At 48.3% G+C, this 18,156-nt stretch carries 18 protein-coding genes; 3 read left to right on the top strand and 15 right to left on the bottom strand.

Going from position 1 to position 18,156, the window contains the following annotated elements; genetic code table 11:
* Positions 1-223: 223 nt before the first annotated feature.
* Entirely contained in the window at positions 224-952 is a 729-nt protein-coding gene (locus E6C60_RS10220) for an alpha/beta hydrolase (protein WP_138225763.1), read from the top strand.
* Between the two features lie 167 nt (positions 953-1,119).
* Here E6C60_RS10220 and E6C60_RS10215 read toward each other — a convergent pair whose 3' ends face one another.
* Complete coding sequence (locus E6C60_RS10215; protein ID WP_138225762.1) at positions 1,120-1,584, bottom strand: low molecular weight protein-tyrosine-phosphatase; 465 nt, start codon at positions 1,582-1,584, stop codon at positions 1,120-1,122.
* 56 nt (positions 1,585-1,640) lie between these two features.
* Complete coding sequence (locus E6C60_RS10210) at positions 1,641-2,279, bottom strand: trimeric intracellular cation channel family protein (RefSeq protein WP_138227733.1); 639 nt, start codon at positions 2,277-2,279, stop codon at positions 1,641-1,643.
* A 152-nt stretch (positions 2,280-2,431) separates the two neighbouring features.
* Here E6C60_RS10210 and E6C60_RS10205 point away from each other — a divergent pair, with 152 nt between their 5' ends.
* Positions 2,432-3,076 (top strand): thiamine diphosphokinase, encoded by a 645-nt coding sequence (locus tag E6C60_RS10205; protein ID WP_138225761.1) that lies wholly within the window; start codon positions 2,432-2,434, stop codon positions 3,074-3,076.
* A 256-nt stretch (positions 3,077-3,332) separates the two neighbouring features.
* Positions 3,333-3,839 carry a C40 family peptidase gene (locus tag E6C60_RS10200; protein ID WP_138225760.1) on the top strand — a complete coding sequence of 169 codons (507 nt, stop codon included), beginning with the start codon at positions 3,333-3,335 and terminating at the stop codon, positions 3,837-3,839.
* Between the two features lie 94 nt (positions 3,840-3,933).
* Here E6C60_RS10200 and E6C60_RS10195 read toward each other — a convergent pair whose 3' ends face one another.
* The 13 genes from E6C60_RS10195 to E6C60_RS10135 form a co-directional block, all read right to left on the bottom strand.
* Positions 3,934-4,638 carry a response regulator transcription factor gene (locus E6C60_RS10195; RefSeq protein ID WP_175415266.1) on the bottom strand — a complete coding sequence of 235 codons (705 nt, stop codon included), beginning with the start codon at positions 4,636-4,638 and terminating at the stop codon, positions 3,934-3,936.
* A gap of 165 nt (positions 4,639-4,803) precedes the next feature.
* Positions 4,804-6,354: an ABC-F family ATP-binding cassette domain-containing protein gene (locus tag E6C60_RS10190; RefSeq protein ID WP_138225758.1), complete on the bottom strand. Its 1,551-nt coding sequence runs from the start codon at positions 6,352-6,354 to the stop codon at positions 4,804-4,806.
* 116 nt (positions 6,355-6,470) lie between these two features.
* Complete coding sequence (locus tag E6C60_RS10185; protein WP_138225757.1) at positions 6,471-7,463, bottom strand: hypothetical protein; 993 nt, start codon at positions 7,461-7,463, stop codon at positions 6,471-6,473.
* Positions 7,450-7,998 carry a hypothetical protein gene (locus E6C60_RS10180; RefSeq protein WP_138225756.1) on the bottom strand — a complete coding sequence of 183 codons (549 nt, stop codon included), beginning with the start codon at positions 7,996-7,998 and terminating at the stop codon, positions 7,450-7,452. Before E6C60_RS10180 ends, E6C60_RS10185 begins: the two co-directional genes overlap by 14 nt.
* Positions 7,999-8,008: 10 nt before the next feature.
* The gene (locus E6C60_RS10175; protein ID WP_138225755.1) at positions 8,009-8,416 is read right to left on the bottom strand and encodes a hypothetical protein; all 408 of its coding nucleotides are present in this window, start codon (positions 8,414-8,416) and stop codon (positions 8,009-8,011) included.
* Positions 8,417-8,875 carry an ABC transporter permease gene (locus E6C60_RS10170; RefSeq protein ID WP_138225754.1) on the bottom strand — a complete coding sequence of 153 codons (459 nt, stop codon included), beginning with the start codon at positions 8,873-8,875 and terminating at the stop codon, positions 8,417-8,419. It abuts the gene before it with no gap.
* A gap of 20 nt (positions 8,876-8,895) precedes the next feature.
* Entirely contained in the window at positions 8,896-10,968 is a 2,073-nt protein-coding gene (locus E6C60_RS10165) for a hypothetical protein (RefSeq protein ID WP_233281195.1), read from the bottom strand.
* On the bottom strand, positions 10,965-12,758 hold the full coding sequence (locus tag E6C60_RS10160; RefSeq protein WP_138225752.1) for an ATPase, T2SS/T4P/T4SS family: 1,794 nt from the start codon (positions 12,756-12,758) through the stop codon (positions 10,965-10,967). The genes E6C60_RS10165 and E6C60_RS10160 overlap by 4 nt, the downstream gene beginning before the upstream one ends.
* On the bottom strand, positions 12,758-13,591 hold the full coding sequence (locus E6C60_RS10155) for a hypothetical protein (protein WP_138225751.1): 834 nt from the start codon (positions 13,589-13,591) through the stop codon (positions 12,758-12,760). The genes E6C60_RS10160 and E6C60_RS10155 overlap by 1 nt, the downstream gene beginning before the upstream one ends.
* A complete protein-coding gene (locus E6C60_RS10150; protein WP_138225750.1) occupies positions 13,588-14,295 on the bottom strand; it encodes a hypothetical protein in 708 nt (235 codons plus the stop codon). Before E6C60_RS10150 ends, E6C60_RS10155 begins: the two co-directional genes overlap by 4 nt.
* Positions 14,296-14,320: 25 nt before the next feature.
* The gene (locus tag E6C60_RS10145) at positions 14,321-15,409 is read right to left on the bottom strand and encodes an SAF domain-containing protein (protein WP_138225749.1); all 1,089 of its coding nucleotides are present in this window, start codon (positions 15,407-15,409) and stop codon (positions 14,321-14,323) included.
* 19 nt (positions 15,410-15,428) lie between these two features.
* Complete coding sequence (locus E6C60_RS10140; protein WP_233281194.1) at positions 15,429-16,910, bottom strand: serine/threonine-protein kinase; 1,482 nt, start codon at positions 16,908-16,910, stop codon at positions 15,429-15,431.
* Positions 16,911-17,082: 172 nt separating this feature from the next.
* Entirely contained in the window at positions 17,083-18,108 is a 1,026-nt protein-coding gene (locus E6C60_RS10135) for an SAM-dependent methyltransferase (protein WP_138227731.1), read from the bottom strand.
* Positions 18,109-18,156 lie beyond the last annotated feature (48 nt).

Below are 18,156 nucleotides of genomic sequence, written 5' to 3'. Positions count from 1 at the left end.
GTTCCGCTGTTATAGAATTATTATACACCTGTTTCACTATGTTCGTCAAAGAATTACTGAACAAAAGTGAATTTAATTCACTTTGTATATGTAACAGGTTAAGATAATTAGTATAACAGTTTAACAGTTAACGGGGTTTCCATTTCTTTTTTCCTGGCTGCAGGTTAATCTTAACTTATTGTGGACATCTTTTCAAAAACTTACCCTCGAAAGGTGACGAAATATGACAGACCGTTCTTTATTGAAGCGTACCATTGTCAAGGAAGAGATTCAGAGCGCTCATTTAAAGGAATCCAGAGCCCTGCGGATTTATCTGCCTCCAGGCTATGATCCCAAGCTCAGCTACCGTGCTGTCTACTGCCAGGATGGCGAGGAATTTTTCAATTTCGGGCGAATCGCAACCTGGGCTAACCAGCTTATACTTGAAGAAGGAATTGAGCCATTCATCATTATCGGCGTGGAAGTGAATACCAAAGTCCGGACCGAGGAGTATGCGCCATTTGGCAACCGGTTTGACCATTATTTGTCGTGCTTCGCCGAAGAAATTGTTCCCTATATAGAAGGGAAATATCCTGTGCGGCCCGAGCCCTCTCAGCGTGTGCTTGCCGGAGACTCACTTGGAGGCAGCGTGTCACTGCATCTCGCGCTTTCCTATCCCGAGCTCTTTCAACAAATTATCAGCTTGTCCGGCGCCTATTACGAGCAGACGCAGCATCATACGGCACTCGAAACCGATCTATCCTGGCTAAATATCTTTATGATTGTCGGACTGCAGGAGGACAGCTACACCACGGATACGGGCGTATACAATTTTGTTGAGCTCAATCGGAACACGCGGGATTTATTAGAGGAACGGGGTGCTACAGTCCATTATGAAGAGAAGGACGGCCGTCATATTTGGGGCTTTTGGCAGCAGGAGCTGCCGGCGGCTTTGAAATACTTCCTTCAATAAAGGCTCCACTATACAAATCCTTGCAAAAAAGATGAACAGCGTGCGCATTCTTTCTCAATGTGCCTTGTTCATCTTTTTTTAGTAGCTGATGCTCTCAACTTATTCATGATTCCGCTTTCAATAAGAACTAATGAGGAATGCTGCCGCATCCCTTTACACGAACATGATTATAACTTTTCATTCACAATTCTGTCCAGCAATACATCACAGCCTGAATCGATCAGGCGATAAACCTCTTCAAAGTTTCCTGTAAAGTACGGGTCTGGCACTTCTCTCAGCTTCTCTTCCGGAAGCAGGTCCATAAATTTGAGAATGTCCGCCTCCGAACCTCCAGGCAGAGCGCTAAGATTCTCGGCGTTTGTGTTATCCATTGCAATAACATAATCAAAGTCGGACAAGTCCTCATGCTGCACCTGCCTTGCACTCATGCCCTCATAGCTGATTCTCCAGCTGTCCAGCAGCTTGCGCGTGCCCTCATGAGGTATTTTGCCGATATGCCAATCTCCTGTTCCAGCTGAATCTACTTCAATCTGCTCACTCAGTCCTCTTTGATTCACCTTGTGACGGAACACGGCCTCCGCCATGGGCGAGCGGCAAATGTTCCCGAGACATACGAATAGCACTGTGATCATGGTCCTCATCCTTTCTTTCATTATTACTGATTACCCTCTCAAGCTTTATTCCAAAGCTAAGCGGCTGTATCCTTACCGGTCGGTGCCGATTCTGCCTGAAGCAGCCTTCTTGGCAAGCGCCATTTGTAATGTACAGAAAGCATACGAAACACAATAACGAGCAGAAATAACAGCAGCAGCTGCCATGTGGACTGGGTCAGTCCCAGGCCGATGGCTGCTCCCGCGGCCATCGCCCAGACGGCATAAATCTCATCTCGAAGCACGAGCGGCTTGCGTCCTGCAAGCAGGTCGCGGATAATTCCGCCGCCAATTCCGGTCAAAGCCGCGGCAACGACGACCGCACTAAGCGGATGATTCATTTGCGTGGCATAAATGCCGCCTTGTACCGCAAAAGCTGATAATCCAATAGCATCAAAAAGAGCCTCGGTCCGCTTCCAATGCTTGATCCAAGCCATCGGCAGCACAAAAGCAACAAAAACTGAAATGATGGCCAGCAGAATAAGATCACCTTGGCTCCATAAGGTCGTAACTGGAACCCCGATTAATACATTTCGGACCACACCGCCGCCAAAGGCAGTTACAAGGCCCAGCACCACAATCCCCAAAATGTCATAATCCTCTTCCATCGCTACAAATGCGCCGGACATCGCAAAAGCAACCGTACCGATAATGCTGAACCACTCAAAAACGTGCATGTCCAAAATCCTTCATCCCGCTTTCTCTCATCATCCTCACATCGCTCTTCCATTTTATCCGCCGCCGATTCAATTGTGCAAGATGAAAAACTTCTTTATACTGTATAATACGACAGCTTCCGATACATTGATCGTACATTGGAGGGTATAACATGAGCTCGGACCGAATTGTAATCGTCACCGGCGGCCAAATGTCTCCTGCTTTACTGGAGCACATTGAAGACGATGATTTTCTGATAGGCGCTGACCGCGGCGCTCTCTATTTAATTGAGCACGGCTTGACACCTCATATCGCTCTTGGTGATTTTGACTCTGTGACGAGAGAGGAAATGATGGTGATCCAGAAGAACAGCGGTGAGGTATGGAGCTGTGATCCCATCTCTAAGGATTTAACGGATACCGAGATGGCCTTCAACCTGGCTATTGACCGCAGCCCTAAACAGATTCTGATAATTGGAGGCACGGGAACCCGAATGGATCACACGCTTGCCAATATTCAGATGCTCGTTCGCGGGGTCCAGCATCACATCGACTGCTCCATCCTGGATCTGCATAATTTCATTACATTAACCGGCTCCTCCTGCTCGCTCGTGGATCGAGGCTATACCTACGTATCTATTTTACCAATTACTCATGAGGTCACTGGCATTCATTTAGAAGGGTTTCAGTATCCTCTTCACAATGCGACCGTTAAGCTCGGACAATCCCTCGGAATTAGCAACCGTTTCTTAGATAAGGTGGGACATGTCAGTATTGAGAGTGGTCTGCTGCTGATTATTCAGAGCAAGGACGCATAGTTATTACTTTTTTGTAACTTAATAAATTCATAGTCTCCGAGCTGCAATCCCTTATATGATAAGGGGTTGTGGCTCTTTTTATTTCTTTTACAATCATTATTTTTAAAGATTTGTAACTTTTAATCAACTTTTAATAAATCGCTTTCAATGCAGTAACAGTAAGCTTTTTGCAGGGAAAGGAAAAATATGTATAGTTTCATATCTGTTATACTCGGTTCATCGGCAAAACAATAAACCCTTTGGAGGTAATTACAACATGAACAAACATACTTGGGTCAAAAAAGCGATTATTGTCAGCCTTAGCGCATCGGTGGGCTTTGGTACTCTGCTGGCAGCAGGTCCTGTCGGACAAGCTGAAGCGGCTGTAAGCTCCAGTTATTCCACGGCCAAGAAGGTCGTCAATTACGGCAAACAATTTATGGGTACTCCTTATCAATTTGGCGCTTCCACAAGCACAACTAGAGTGTTCGACTGCTCGTCTCTGATGAAGCATATTTTCAAAAAATACGGCGTTTACCTGCCGCGTACTTCTGCGGCTCAATCCAAGGTGGGTACCTACGTATCCAAATCCAATCTGCGGACAGGTGATCTGGTCTTTTTCTCCAGTGGCAGCCGCTCTACAGGCAAAAATGTAACGCATGTTGGCGTTTATATTGGCAGCGGCAAATTCCTTCACACGTACGGCAAGCCTGGCGTTATGGTTTCTTCCCTAACTTCAGGGCATTGGAGCAAGACATATGTGAAAGCACGCCGCGTGCTATAAATCGAATTGGATTCATCGCCTTATAGGCCGTCTCTCTTGCAGTAAGCTGCTGGGAGGCGGCCTTTTCATATTCCAACCCATGTGGTCATTGGCGCTATGAAGTGACGGGGCTCTGAAGAAGGTATCCCGCTCCGCGCACCGTGCGTATTAGCTTCCACTTATGACCCTTGTCCATTTTCTCGCGCAAATGAAGAATGTACACATCAACCACATTTGTTCCTGTATGAAAATCAAAATTCCATACCTGTCCTAAGATATCCTCTCGTAAACAAACCTCGTCCTTCCGGACAGCCAAATATAGCAGAAGATCATATTCTTTTCTTGTCAATTCAATGGTTTTTCCCGCTCGCTTGACATGGCGTGTTTGAGCATTAATGCATAAATCGCCAATCTTGATAAGCCCATTATCATTGACAGCAGCAGATGAGGCTTTGCTTCGAAACAACGTGATCATGTTCCGTACTCGCGCGATAAACTCTCTTTGATCTGCATATTCAAAGATATAGTCATTAGCTCCAGCTTCTAACACATCCGCAGCCTCAACTGTACTGCCAGTTCCATAAATCACGATCGGGACTCCTTCCCTCAAGGCATGAAGCTCGTGGATCAACGCGATCAGATTCGCCTGCTCCTGCAAGCTGTCGAGAATGATTAAATCAACAGATGCTTGTGCAGCCTGGATGAACGCTGTGGACAGCTGCTGTGCAACAAGGACTTCATATCCAGCTTCTTGAAGCCATTCTTCAATGCATAGCCTGCGCTCCGCGTGAGACACAATCCATAGCACCTCTCCCGTCACAGTGCGCACCGCCTTCTCATTTCATCTTGAACTCTCAATTCATAGCTTGCCAAGGAGCAAGGGGGCTTATGCTTTAACCACACGATATCATCCACTCTGAACTGATTGGTTATAAAGAAAAAACCACTCCGAAGAGTGGCTCAGCATATCTACAGCTTGATTATTCTAAGAACGATGAGACCAATCCTCAACATTCCAGGTCTTGGTGACCCAATCCTCATAGAACTCCGGCTCGTGCGAGACGAGCAGTACGGTGCCTTTATATTCCTTGAGCGCTCTTCTCAGCTCTTCTTTGGCCGCGACATCCAAATGATTGGTCGGCTCGTCAAACAAAATCCAGTTGCTCTCCCGCATCAGCAGCTTACACAATCTTACCTTCGCTTGTTCACCGCCGCTGAGCGCCTTCATCGGACGTGTAATGTGCTCATTCTTTAAACCGCAACGGGCTAGATGGGCACGAACCTCATGCTGATTCAGATGTGAAAACTCGTTCCAGACCTCATCTATTGGCGTCAGATTTCCGGCCCGAACCTCCTGCTCGAAATAAGCCGGCTCAAGAAAATCACCTTGATAGGTCTTGCCGCTGAAGGGCTTGATCTTACCCAAAATCGTCTTAAGCAGAGTTGACTTACCGACGCCGTTGCAGCCAACAATTGCAATTTTCTCGCCGCGCTCAATCGTAATCGACATCTTTGGAAGCAGCGGACGATCGTAGCCGATCTCAAAATCAATGCCTTCAAAGACGGTCTTGCCGCTTGCCCGGGATTCTTTAAACTGGAACACCGGCTTGGCCGCTTCCTCCGGACGATCAATGCGCTCCAGACGATTCAGCTGCTTCTCCCGGCTCTTGGCACGGCCTGAGGTTGAGTATCTCGCCTTATTTCGCTGAATAAAATCTTCTTGCTTCTTAATGAACTCCTGCTGCTTCTCATAAGCGTCAATGTGCTGATTCTTGTTGATATCCGCCATTTCCAGGAATTTCTCGTAATTCGCCGTGTATCTTGTCAGCTTCGCAAATTCTAAATGATAGATCACATTGACAACCTGATTCATAAATTCAGTATCATGAGAAATAAGTATGAACGCGTACGGATAATCCTTCAAATATTGAGTCAGCCATTCGATGTGCTCTACATCCAGATAGTTCGTTGGCTCGTCCAGCAGCAGCACATTCGGCTTCTCAAGCAGCAGCTTGGCCAGCAGAACCTTCGTACGCTGCCCGCCGCTCAGGCTTGCCACATCGCGATCAAGTCCTATTACGGACAGCCCAAGGCCATTTGCCATTTCCTCGACCTTTACATCAAGCAAGTAGAAGTCGCCAATCTCCAGCTGCTCCTGTATTTCACCCATCTGCTCCAGCAACAGCTCCAGTTCTTCCGGAGATGCCTCACCCATGCGGTCGGTGATCTTCATCATCTCTTGCTCCAGCTCCAGCAGCGGCAGAAATGCGTCCTTCAAGACGTCGCGGATGGTCTTGCCCGGCGTCAGCTTGGTATGCTGATCCAGGTAGCCGTAGCGCAGCTTTGGCGTCCATTCTACTTTACCGCTGTCCTTCAGCAGCTGGCCTGTTAAAATGTTCATCAACGTCGATTTACCGACGCCGTTGGCACCTACCAGCCCGACATGTTCACCGGCCAGCAGCCGGAAGGAAACATTTTTGAATAGTACACGATCTCCGAAATTATGGGATACGTCTTCAACAGTCAATAAGCTCATATCTTTAGGTAACTCCTGTCTATATGGAATAAGCCCTTGAATAGCGGCATTGTATCGGCTCGCAATCAAGAATTTATTGTATCACAGAGAGAAGCTAAGCTGAAACTGTATTTTTGTCAAGGAATGATAGAAGAGGTACAATCCACTTCCTTGTAGCCTGCCTTTGCAGCCGCTTTTCGAGAGAAGAATACCTCTTGAGGTGAATAGGGGACAATGCAGCTGTCCCTGTAAAACAGCCTTTGGCCATAAACAGGATCACTCGTACCGAAATATACAGGCTTCTTGATCAGTCTTCCGCCTCCGAATGCATAATTGTTGAAGTAGCCGCTCCCGAGCGGCAACCCTTGAATAAAAGCCATCACACCGATATCGTCGATCGTATTCAGCCAATCCTCCTCGGAAAGAAGCGGAAGTGTAAACTGATACGTGATCCCATAGGATCTCGCTGCCTCATTATGTCTGGCGATTAAGGAAGCTAGAGAGCTTTGCAGAGTATGAACAATCGTAGTACGGCGAACAGCTTCGAATTGAACAGAATCATTCAGCAATGGGATGCTGCTCTGACCAATCAGCTCATCCTGCATGCCTTCGTATAAAATGCCGCTGCCGGCCTGATATGCCTTCACCTGACGATCAAGCGTAAATTGAATATAATTGCCGTGATCATCCGTATACGCAAAAGGAATTTTGCTAGACCAAACCTGTTTAAGCAGGGTCTCGCCTGCAGCAGATGGAATTAACTCTGTAGAGTAAATGTAAAACCCGTCATCATCTATAACTGCAACGGCAGGAATATACGTCCAAAGCGCACCCTGAGCCAATACATCCTCATGAATGCCGAAATTTCTGTACAAGGTTTGACTAAATGTATCTAAGGCTTTCTCTTTATTAATCTTCAGAGTTTTAAGTGACTCGTAGCCAGCTTCATACTGTGGCTCCGCATTGTCATGGAGCATGTAGCCAGCATCTTGAACAGCAGCTTTCAAGGCAGCATTGTATTTCATTTCTAGATAAGCTGTCTCTTCCAGCTCATGTCCCTGGAGACTCAGGCCAAGAAAAAAAGGGGCAAACACAGCAGTGAACAAAATTGCAAAATCAGTAATCTTCATTCAGCACCACCCCGCCATAATGGTATCCGGGTTCAGCGTCAGAGGATGCTCCATATATGAAGTTGGAAAGAAGGCCATAGGGACTGCTGCTGCTTCTGTATACCTGAATTGAGAAACGATCCCCGGATGTCAATTTGTAGGTGCGTTCAGGAGCGTCCAGATCCATTGCCTGATTCGGGAACAGGACGCCAAGTATTTCCTCGTTATAATAGCCATCATACACCACGGCAAAAGACTGGAGAAAGGTTCCTGGGTCCGCCGGGTCACCATATTCCGGGTGATACCTCTTGTGCTCATGCTCCAGCTCCACTTGCATAGCGCCTCCTGAATTTGACAGCTCCTGCAGAAAATCATTGTACATTCCCGGTGTTACATACCCCTTCGTCCTGACATGGTCCACAAACTTTACAGTGGTCTGCATAATCATCAGCCGCGACAAATCCTCCTGTCTCCGCGCCCCCTCCCATGCGGGCACAATATTCAGGAGAAGCACCGCCAGCAAAGCGGCGAACCATTTGGTTAATGAATTTACCATGGCTTTCTCCTTATTCCTTACTCAATTTGATCAGCTTAACCCTGCCCTCAGCGTCGTACTCATACTCAGCCTCATACATGGCATTATCAGCTAGATTCTGGAGAATCACTGGGGAGGCTGCTTGTCTGCCAGAGACAAAGCTATGTCCTTCGAGCTCAATCAGGTAAGCTTCTTCGGCATGCGTCAGCATATAATATACCTGTGCACTGGTTAACTTCAATAAGGCTGATCGTGGTGCTCCAGCGTCATGGATCTCATAGGCGGTAAGATTTTTCTTTTGCATAAACCTGGCTTCATAATAAGACTTTTGCGTTGTACCAATTTCCTGCTGAAGATTGAAGGCCAGGCTGCAGGCAGCGATAAACATAGCGGCGTAAGCAGCCACCTCCAGCATACCAAGGGTCTGGTTAGTCATCACTTATTGAGCAAAAATAATGCCCCGGATCACATTGGAATGATCCTTGACAATCGTCGCTTTAAATTTCCCGCTCGGGTTCACATACTCCGCACTTCGTTCATTCCAGGTTTCCGTAATGACACCTTGTCTAATATCCGGTGAATCGACAGAGCCATCGTTTCGAAGCACATTACCGTACCACTGTCCGCCCGGGTTCTTTCCTGTCATAATCATAATGCCGAACTGATCCTTATCTTTATATTTACGCAGCGCATTTGTCACCTGTGACCCGCTGATCGTGGTCCCGTCATATACGGTAAATGCAGCCTGAGAGAGCTCAGTCTGGATGTCCGAGAAATTGTTCTGCGCTGTCTTCGTGGCTTCCTGGGCTGAAATAAACAAAATGACAACAATCGTGATCAAGGCAATCGTTAAAAAAATACCAGCCGCTACTTTTAAAGCCGATGAAGCATTATTCATAGGTATCGTCCTCTCAACATTTAAATGTTTTGAATTTGTTCGTAATAATCATTCATCTGGGCAAAGCTCATCCCGATCAAAGGGATAACCAGATAAAGAAACACTAATGCATACATCGGTGCAAAGCCGATCATCCGGCCCCACGCTGCCTTGGTTTCGATCATGACCTCATACTCTTGTCGGCGCTGCTCAAACATAAAGCTCATTTCCCCGTCCAGGTCATCAAAAGCTTCAGAGATCGACACCTTCTCTTCGGCGAGCAGCAGCTTGTCCACCAGCCGGCGAAAATCAGCAAACCATACTTCGTCCCTCAGCTCATGCAGCGCAAGCTCGGCACCATGCTCGTAATGCAGCACGGCCTTTTGGATTGGAATTTTGAAAATCACGCTGAACCGGCTGAGCCACTCCAGCAATTCCTCGACCGAAATCCGCTTCATATCCCTGAGCACTGATATGACGGTGTATAGCTGATACACCTCGTGCTTCATCTCCATTCTTCGAACCTTACGATGAAAGTAGAGCAGCCCTAGCGGAAAATAAGCACCGGCGTAGCCTGCGGCGGCAGCAAGAAGAACCTCCCACCATTTCAAATATTCATGCTGATACCGATTCAGCTTATCCTGTACTCTCATTGCGGTCTCTCGCAGCTGGTCTTTGCTCCATCGTCCTTCTGACGCCTTAGAAATCCAGTCAATGAGCTGGTCTGCCTCCACTTTGTCGTTACCTAGCATGGCGGCCATAATTTCTGAATCACTGACTCTGATGGTGTTCCCGGAAAGAGTGACCTCCGGATTCCCCCGTCCGAACCAGCCTGCCTCTACAGACTGACCATGGAGAAGCTGATGCTTTGCAAATAGATGAAGAGATATAAATATGACCAGCATACTTGAGGTTATTCCCAGAGCTAAGAGAAGCCGCCTTAAATAGAACACTTCCAAATGAATACGGCGGCTGCTGTCTTTTAAGAGCCCAGTTCGCTGTTCATATTTAGGTGTTCCGGGAGAAGGGAGCAAGGCGATCACTATACGGTAAATGATCACATTTCGGAGCAGGCTGGCACCCCAATTTTTTTTTCGAAACCCGACTTTAACCTCTTCTTCATCATTCAAGTACAATTTTTGAAGCAGAATATAGGCAGCTAAAATAACAACGTATACGGATAGCTTGGTCAGAATACCGAGCTTGCTCATATAAAAGACATCCATAGCCGGAAAGCTGGCTCGAGCCCATTGCTCAATGGGAGAGGTGAAAAATACCGGAACCAGCGCAATAGCATGCAGGCCTTTCAGCAGGTAATCAAGGCGTTGTCTTTTTAAAATATCTAGATGCAGCTCTTTAGTCAGGCTGCTTAATCCCTTCAAAAATACGGAATGGCTCTTATCCTCGTGATCTCCAAGCTCAAGCACTAAATGCGAAATACCCGCGAAAGCCTGAATATACCGATTCGGTGAGGTATTGTATATATGATTGAGCTCTTCCTCTGCATCCCGGGAAATTAATGCCTGATGTATGCGGTGTCCATGGATAGAAATTTCATGACCTGAAGTCGTTGCTGCTTCGTAGATCGCTTCTTCCACCATACCGTGCTGCTGGTAATGATGCCTGACTGAGGAGAACAGCTCTACCGTTTGATGCATCAGCTTCAGCTCCAGGCGGTGGAGAAATAAATCAATCATTAAATGATGGATAATGACCGCAGCCAGCACTGAAGTTATGATAAAGACCGGACCGGGATTATGCATGAACAGTAAGGCTCCGGAGAGAGTAGACGCCGTAATGACAAGTAGAATAAGCTTCATCGTCTCGTATCTTAAAGCAACCTCGTCATACGGATGAAGCAGCTTGATCTTTCTTCGGATCCTTCTTACATAGTTAGAGATCCCAGGGATGTTGATCGCAGCAAGATACAAGGATTGCAGCCATTGCTTCAGCTTGAGCCTAACATCCTTCAGAGAGCCGCCCGGGCCCAACGTCTTGCTGTTCATGCCATATAGCACCTCATAGCGGCGCTGAATACGGACAGAAGCTATCGTCAGAATAACGCAGATGACAAGAGAGCATACCAAAATGCCGATTAGCAGCTGCTGGCTCAAGCGGATTCCCCCCATGCATTCAGCACAAAAGCCCTGAACGCCTCAAGATCCTGTGGCTGCATTTGCTGCTCCATATCCTGAATAGAGCGCCGCGACAGCGGATTCACCGCGTGATAGGCTCCATCGCGATACTCCAGCACATTACGGGATGACCCTGCTTTTACTATGCCGTGGGTGTCCGGCTCACCGGGAAGACATTCTGTCACCCGTTCAATAAACCGACGGCCATCATGGGTGCGCTTCAGATGAACGTCAAAGTGAACCACCTGAACCACCTGCTCCTCCGCCAGCTGCTCCTGCTGGAATATGCCGCACTTTAGCAGGGAATTGCGCAGCGATAAGATCAAATCAGGGAATGTCTTGGCATGATGAGTGAACACGGTAAACAAACTCGCTACCTGTGACATCTGAATCATCCATGCTGCAACCTCATCGCTGGCAACCTCCCCGAGAATGTTGACTGTGCCATCTGTCTTTTTCTGCAAGTCCAGGCCCTGCTGTCCTGAGATATGAGCTGTCTCCCGGAAGCTCAAGATATTTCGCCGGCTGTACAGCTTTCGCAGCTGTAGCTCAAAGGACATCTCCTGCACCCGAATGGGATAGGTCGCGTAAATATGCTGAATCATAGCCATGAGCAATGTTGTTTTACCAGAGCCCTGCGATCCGGTGACCGCTGTGATTCGGCTGCCCTTCATTAGAAACGCTAGCAGCTTTACCGCCATCTCCGCATTATCACCCTGAATCAATTGCGCAAGCGTAGCCTTCTGGACATCAAACTTCCGTACGAAGAAAGCCCAGCCCTCTGAGAAAGGTGGACGAACGACAACGACTCTGGAGCCGTCCTTCATTTCATTGACTTTGTAGCCTACTGCCTCGGTTAGCTGACCGGGATGGTTGAATTTATAAATGTTCTGACATACCCGGCGCAGCTCATTAGGCTGGTCAAAAGACAGAAAGCTTAAATGGATAGACACACCTTTGTAGAACAGCCAGATACTCTCCCGCTCCGTGGACATCGGGATCTCATCCAAACGATAAGAATCCTGAATCGGACTCTGCAGCAGTCTGCCGACTACACCGCTTACACCTCCACTGATTCCATCAATACGCTGCTCTCGAAGCTCATCAATGACCGAAAAGCCTTTGTAATGCTGATATAACCGCTGTACAATGAGATCCAGCTTCTCACCTGCCGTCAGCATTCGTATTTCATGCTCGTAAATCAAATCAATATCTGCAGCATTGACTGCGTAGACAGGGTCCTCCCCATAACCCTCCAGCACTCTCGGGACTGCTAATTCATATTTCTCCAGCAATCTGGAAAGTGCGTCATCCTGATGCTCTTGCTTGAATAGAAAAAGGATAATATCGAATTTATCTGCTGAGGTTAGCTGTTTGTGATGATCGAATGGAATGATCAAGTTCATAGCCTGCTCGTCCAGGCGCAGTTTGGTTCTTAACAGCTCACGGATAAAAGATTTAACATACTGCTTGTCAGAAATATCACCGGTTACGCAGCCTTTCAGCGCCCTTTTGAGCTCATTTTGCTTATTCAGCCTTTTACGGTACTCTACATCGTGGAGTCCCAGGTCTGCCAGCTGTCCATGAGTCAGCTGATGAAGCTGCTCTTTCACTCCATCCGTCAATGAATCCAGCGTATATGTGGCGGCCCCCTGTTCAGGTGTACGGCTCTTGAATGTTTTGGAAGAAACACGAATGAACATGTAAATCAAGAGCAGCACAATGACCGCCGCCATCGCCAGAGCGTTTCGTAACCACTCCCCATGCATCAAGCACCCTTCCCTTCTGCGGCGGCACCCGGCAGACCCAGCTGTTTAGCGACATGTGCAGCTATGACTGTCACAGCTTCTCCGAATGGTGTACGGCTTCTCCGCATCACACCACCACTCCGAAGCATCGCTGCTAGCAGGTTTCTAGAATTCCAGGCATCCTGTATTTCCGTACAGTAGGGTATGGTGCCAGCCCACGATTTCACTCCATACCTGCGCTTCATATTTAGCAATGAGGCGTGACTTGAAGCATCGTATTTACCTGTAACGAAACAATACTGTTTGACATGCTCAACCATTGCCGGAAGCTGATCTCTAAAGCACTGATCGATCGCATGAAGGTTTTGGTTCAGTCCAATAATTAACAAATCAGATCTTGATATAAGCTCCATGTCTAAAGCATTCGGCAAGCCATTACCAGCATCGGCTATGACAACATCATAACCACCCAGCGCCGCTGTAAGGATGCCGCTGTATTGCAATAATTGAATCGCTCCGTAAGAGCCCGATTCCCCATCCTGATCGCCCCTGATCAGATCCAGCTTGCCCGGTATTAATGAGGCGGTGTAATCCTTAATGTTCCGTGAATCCAGTCGGCCGCTTAGGTACATTCGCTGAAGTGCCCTCATACCTGAGTCCTCTTCTTCAGTCCTAAAGCCCTCTAGCTTATTAAATGGCAGCAAGCCTGCTTCAACCCTGTCACCTAAAGCACCACCATGCAGCAGCAAGCAGCTGGATGGATAGGCTGTACAGAGCATCGCCGGCAGGCAAGCAGCCAGGATCGTACTCCCGCTGCCACTTGGCAACGGACTCCAAACGGTAATCAAGCTCATGCTCTTCTCCTTCCCGCCTGCTTGAATGCTTTATGAATATGGTGATCCTCCATATCGCTCAATCTTTGAATAAATTGAGCTAATGCCCGCTTGTATCTGCGGCTTAGCGGCTTGATTCGCAGCCGGGAGGTGTGCTCGTTATCAATTTTTAGTGCTGCTGCGGTCTCATCCCAGGGAATGCGGATTGGATCAGCCAGCCAGTGCACTGACACCTGGCTCATAATGCTTGTAATATAGGAATCTGCAGTTCTATCTTCGATAACGTTTAAATACAGCTGGTGAAAGGCGATTTCGCTGCTCCATGCGCTGCTTCTTGAGAGCTCGTTCAGCCACCGTTGATCGCTCAACAGATTGGTAAGGCTGAAGCTGCTGCACCATACGCATGCGTCCGCCTCCTTCCAACGATGATCTAGAATATAATCTAAACTTCCAACATCCCATAGCCAATAATCATATGCTTCTTCCTCCGAGTGGTTCAGCCAAGTCATCAGATCCTCCCCGTGCCGGAAGTAACACGCAACATCAAAGCCGCTAAATTCATAAATGCCTTGATCTTGCCCTGCCGCCCCAATGTGATGGGCATAATTGTGTTGTAAAGTCCCATCTACCAGGAGCACCCGATAACCGCTGCAGCTAAGCACTTTAGCCATATAGAGCAGAAAATCGTTTTTTTCACTCACACCTGCAAATATCCATGTTTTCACAACAATAAGTCCTCCTTAGCTTCATTTATGGAGCTGAAAATATCAGATCAGCTTCCTTCTCCGTAGAACCGGAGGCTTGCCCTGCATGAGGGGCTCCCAGTATACGACTAGACTCAGTTTCCTGATCTGCACGCTCCTGCATGAACTCATTACTCGGCAGGGTACCCGTTCCTAAATCAGGCTGCGACGGTCCACCCGCCGGAATCCAGGTAGCAAAATCCTGAGTCCCGCTGCTACCGCTGTCATTTCTGATACTAGAGCTGCTGCCAAAACTACTGCCGTAGCTGCTCGGGCTGTCACCTGTATTCAGCTGTGCCAGATCCTTCTCCAGAGCCTGCCTTATAGAGACTTCTAAAGCTCTCTCCGCTGCCCTAATAATGTTAGGGTCACTTCTAATGAGAGAATTCACTTTTACGTTAGGCGGGTAATTGGGAATGGCCCGATCCTGAATTCCAGGCTCAACGTAGGTCAGAGCGTACAGCGAGGCACCATTCAGATAGGCATCCACCATCGCACTGGATAGCAGTAAGATCTCTTCTTCATTCAACGTCGTCCAAAAAGCAGGCGCAGCCAAGCGATCCACTTTTTTCTTGGCAAGAACGATAAAATCCTGTCCCGTCGGAAATTGAATACGAATGTCTATCTGATCCTGCAGCTTGAGGTTGCTGGGCAGCCACACCGATTTCAGCTCCCGGTGCCGGAGATCATCGGGTGTCATCTCCTGATCAAACAGCATAGACAGCGTGATGGGTGTTCCTTTCCGAAGCTCGATCTTGGCTCCTTTTCCCTGAAGCTCCTCCAGGGACGCCGGCACATTTTCAGGCAGCATTTCAGCCGGAACCTGAACCTGCTTCATCTTCTTCATACTTAGCAGCTCTCCTGCAGGAACATCCTGATCCGGCACCCACAAGGTCTTCATGCCTTGTCCGCCGGCCGAAGCCGAAACTTGCAGTTCCTCAATCTGATCTAAATATTGCTGCTTCTCCTCACGATACTGGCTTTGGAAATGATCTTGCGCAAAATATAAGCCTCCCGCAGCGAAAAAAGCAGTAACCCCGGCGCCAGTCAGCCCCGCTAGCAGCAGTCTTCGGTTTCGGGCAGTTAATATTGGCATGTGCTGAATCTACCTCCTTCTAATGCATCCATCGTTTTGCAAATGAGAACCACGGCCTTCTGGTCCCTGCAGGAATAACCGCAGCATAGATTTGATCCATAGCCTGACGGGTAGTGTCTGTATATTGAAAAGGGTCCTTCAACAATGGCAGAGGTACGACCTGGCTTCCTCCGAGCTTTCTGCTCATTCTCTCTGCTTCACCTTCATCTGAACAAGGAAGCGCATAGACCCTTCCGGGCTGGCTGTAGCGAGACAACGCTTGAGTTACAGCCTGCACATCCTTCCAGCGCCATTCTGCTGAGGGACAGACCACAACCGGAATCTGCGCCCGGAAAAATTCCTCCAGCCTATCGCTGTCACGGTAAGCTCCAAGATCGAGCACAACGGCATCATAGCTCCCTGCAAGAAGTGAAATGATGTCACTTCTTGCCGCCTGCCTCCAGTAATCGATACCTTGAATGACAAACTTGCGTTCGTGCTGCCTGGATGCATCCACTGCAATTTCTTGAATTTGCTTAAACGCTGTTGATTTGAGTCCCATTTCTACAATTGCTACCCGCTTGAAGCTCTTCGCCAAATAATGTGCCATCATAATGCAGCAGTGTGTCACTCCGATCCCGGGAGCAGCACCCAGTACAGCAGTCACCAGGCTCCCGGAGAATGAAGAGAAACGGCCGGAAGAGGAGCCGCCTCCCCCGGAGTGCTGGCTTTCCCTCAGAACTCGAAGCACCTCTGCAGCAGACTGGTAGCGATCCTGCGGCTGTTGCTCTAATAGCCGGCGAACCATGGAGACCATCTCTGGGGGTGCACCTTCCCGGATAAAAGATTTGATTCCAGGTCTCCATTCACTCGCCCGCCCATTAGTAAGCATGTAAAGCAGCAGCGCGCCCAGACCGTACAAATCCGATCTCTCATCACTTTCCCCTCCGCCATATTGCTCGGGAGCCGCAAATCCGATCGTTCCTAGCTTGACGGTATCCTCGCCTTGAAGGCCTTTGTAGCTCCTGGCAATCCCGAAATCGACAAGTCTGATTAGATGGTCCGGAGTCAGCATAATATTCGATGGCTTCAGGTCGCGGTAGATGATAGCCGGCGTCTGCTGGTGCAGGTAACCCAGCACCTCCAGCAGTTGATTTGCAGCTGCAAAGATAAAGCTGTTGCTGACTTGACCACCCTCACCCCTAATAAACTGCTCCAGTGTTTGTCCATGGATATAATCCATAATCAAGTAGGCATATCCATCTGGATCCGGTTTGAAAAAATCTATGATCCCAGGCAGCATGGGGTGATTAAGTCCAATTAACACATCGGCCTCAGCCTGCACATGTCCTGCCTGCCCTTCTGCATGCAGGCTTTCCTTCACCGCCCATTGCTTCCCTGGCAGCTTGGCATCATCCGCTAGATACACATAGCCCATACCGCCTTCACCAATCCGGGTCAGTATTTCGTATCGTTCACCCAGCACAGAGCCTGGACTCAGCTTACTTGGCTGTTTCAGCATTCTTCTCGCCCTTCCTAATTTCCTGACATGATTACGACATTACAAAAAAAAAGCACCCCGACTGTTCTCTGCAGTAACGCAGTGAACAGAGCAGGATGCTTTCCCGATCTATTGGTTAATTTTGGAATCATTATAGCTTGCCAGGCCGAACTTTGTAAAGAGTTTTTTTTATTTAGTATTTAATCATATACAGCGTAATCTCATCGCGATTGTGAAACAGCTGTTTGGCTCCCTGGACCTGCATATGAGCATCCTCGAACCAATTCAGCATTTCAGTAACCAGCGCCATTGGCTTCTTGGTCAGCAGCTTCACCGTCACAATAGCTGTTCCGCCGGGAGTCAGACTATAGAGCAGGTCCGTCACGAGCCTAGCCATTTGCTTGGGACTCCAGCTCATATCACACACAAGCATATCGAACTCATGCTCTTTAAATTTCACATCTGAAGCGTTCTTGTTCAGAATTCGGAGCTGCGGATGTCCCTTTAAAGAGTCATGCATTTGAGCAGGGTCCACTGCCGTAACTCGCAGCCCGCGCTCCAGCAGGAACGAGGTCCAGCCGCCGGGGGCTGCCCCGATATCCAGCGCATTGTGGAAGGAGTCAAACGGAATCGAGAATTGATGCTCTGCTTCTAGCAGCTTGAATTTGGCTCTGGAGATTTGACCCTCCTCCCGCTGGAATCGAATCGCCCCACCGTTCCAATCCGACAATTGATCTTCGGGTCTAGCGACGCCTGCATACCAATGATCAGCTGCCGCAAATACGGACAGAATCCACTCCGAATGCTGAACTGCAAACGCTGAAGCAAGGGGAGTCATCGACTGCTGCAGCCTGTCTCTAAGAGCAGAAGGATGCTCCTTCCAGCTGCTATCTGCTGTTTTTCGTATTTGAAGAGCTACACGGCTCTCGCCCAGCTCCTCCCGGCCAAGTGCATAACGCTCCAGTTCTCTGGCAGCAGCTTCAGCGTCTTCAGCCTTCATTTCAAGATGGACAGGAAATAGATGCCGCAAAAAAATCAGCGACGCTTCTTTAATTTTGCGGATCACCTGCTCGATACTTTCGGCTTCCAGGGTAACGATGAATACTTCTCCCGGAATTAGCACAGTGCTTTTCAGCTTGCCGAACAAGCGGCGAATCTCCTCCTGGGCATAAGGTGCAAAGCCATGGTTGGCTGTACATACCAGCTTCACCTGCTTCATGTGACCGGCTTGTTCATTCCTAATTTCATGCTCAATGTCTCGCAATGG

It is taken from the genome of Paenibacillus algicola, assembly GCF_005577435.1.
Taxonomy (GTDB): domain Bacteria; phylum Bacillota; class Bacilli; order Paenibacillales; family Paenibacillaceae; genus Paenibacillus_AQ; species Paenibacillus_AQ algicola.
Note: the sequence above shows the minus strand (reverse complement) of the source record. Positions and strands in the feature narration are given on the sequence as shown.

Excerpts from the sequence above, each read along its gene's own strand:
- E6C60_RS10220 (WP_138225763.1), top strand. The coding sequence starts at position 224 with ATGACAGACCGTTCTTTATTGAAGCGTACCATTGTCAAGGAAGAGATT.
- E6C60_RS10180 (WP_138225756.1), bottom strand. The coding sequence starts at position 7,998 with ATGGTAAATTCATTAACCAAATGGTTCGCCGCTTTGCTGGCGGTGCTT.
- E6C60_RS10200 (WP_138225760.1), top strand. The coding sequence starts at position 3,333 with ATGAACAAACATACTTGGGTCAAAAAAGCGATTATTGTCAGCCTTAGC.
- E6C60_RS10190 (WP_138225758.1), bottom strand. The coding sequence starts at position 6,354 with ATGAGCTTATTGACTGTTGAAGACGTATCCCATAATTTCGGAGATCGT.
- E6C60_RS10170 (WP_138225754.1), bottom strand. The coding sequence starts at position 8,875 with ATGAATAATGCTTCATCGGCTTTAAAAGTAGCGGCTGGTATTTTTTTA.
- E6C60_RS10140 (WP_233281194.1), bottom strand. The coding sequence starts at position 16,910 with ATGCTGAAACAGCCAAGTAAGCTGAGTCCAGGCTCTGTGCTGGGTGAA.
- E6C60_RS10135 (WP_138227731.1), bottom strand. The coding sequence starts at position 18,108 with ATGAAGCAGGTGAAGCTGGTATGTACAGCCAACCATGGCTTTGCACCT.
- E6C60_RS10210 (WP_138227733.1), bottom strand. The coding sequence starts at position 2,279 with ATGCACGTTTTTGAGTGGTTCAGCATTATCGGTACGGTTGCTTTTGCG.
- E6C60_RS10215 (WP_138225762.1), bottom strand. The coding sequence starts at position 1,584 with ATGATCACAGTGCTATTCGTATGTCTCGGGAACATTTGCCGCTCGCCC.
- E6C60_RS10185 (WP_138225757.1), bottom strand. The coding sequence starts at position 7,463 with ATGAAGATTACTGATTTTGCAATTTTGTTCACTGCTGTGTTTGCCCCT.
- E6C60_RS10155 (WP_138225751.1), bottom strand. The coding sequence starts at position 13,591 with ATGAGCTTGATTACCGTTTGGAGTCCGTTGCCAAGTGGCAGCGGGAGT.
- E6C60_RS10205 (WP_138225761.1), top strand. The coding sequence starts at position 2,432 with ATGAGCTCGGACCGAATTGTAATCGTCACCGGCGGCCAAATGTCTCCT.
- E6C60_RS10160 (WP_138225752.1), bottom strand. The coding sequence starts at position 12,758 with ATGCATGGGGAGTGGTTACGAAACGCTCTGGCGATGGCGGCGGTCATT.
- E6C60_RS10145 (WP_138225749.1), bottom strand. The coding sequence starts at position 15,409 with ATGCCAATATTAACTGCCCGAAACCGAAGACTGCTGCTAGCGGGGCTG.